General features: G+C 28.0%; 2 protein-coding genes. Both read left to right on the forward strand.

Annotated features, from left to right (window positions below):
* Nucleotides 1-231: hypothetical protein (locus tag IC213_RS20610; RefSeq protein WP_227863587.1), on the forward strand; the 231-nt coding region annotated here is incomplete at its 5' end.
* Nucleotides 231-368 (forward strand): XkdX family protein, encoded by a 138-nt coding sequence (locus IC213_RS20615; RefSeq protein WP_227435842.1) that lies wholly within the window; start codon nucleotides 231-233, stop codon nucleotides 366-368. The genes IC213_RS20610 and IC213_RS20615, both read left to right, overlap by 1 nt.
* Nucleotides 369-443 lie beyond the last annotated feature (75 nt).

The following is a 443-nucleotide window of genomic DNA, read 5'->3' on the forward strand; positions in this document are numbered from 1 at the left end:
TCAGCTCAAGAATTAGAATTAAGTGGAGTGTTGGTCGATGAAGTAGTAGAAGCAGAACAAAGAGAAGGTTTTGCACCTATTATGTATGTAGACAAGACAACAAAAGAGATTACATATGAGTATGTGGAAATACCTTTAACACCAGAACAAGAAGTATTAAAAAAGATTAAAGAGTTAGAACAGGAAAATGCAAACATAAATTACAGTTTAATGATGGGAGGATTAATATAATGTTAAATTACGATAAAATAAAATATTATTATGATAATAAAATGTGGACTAAAGAAATGGTTAAAAATTCAGTAGGTAAGAATAAAATAACTGAAGTAGAATATAGAGAAATAACAGGTGAGGACTATATAGGATAGTTCTTTTTTATGTTCAAAATGGAGAGTTACTTTTGTAGCTCTCTAAATAAAAAAGAAGGTGAGAAATTGTTAAAT

It is taken from the genome of Clostridioides sp. ES-S-0049-02, assembly GCF_020658465.1.
In the GTDB taxonomy this organism is placed as follows: Bacteria; Bacillota; Clostridia; order Peptostreptococcales; family Peptostreptococcaceae; genus Clostridioides.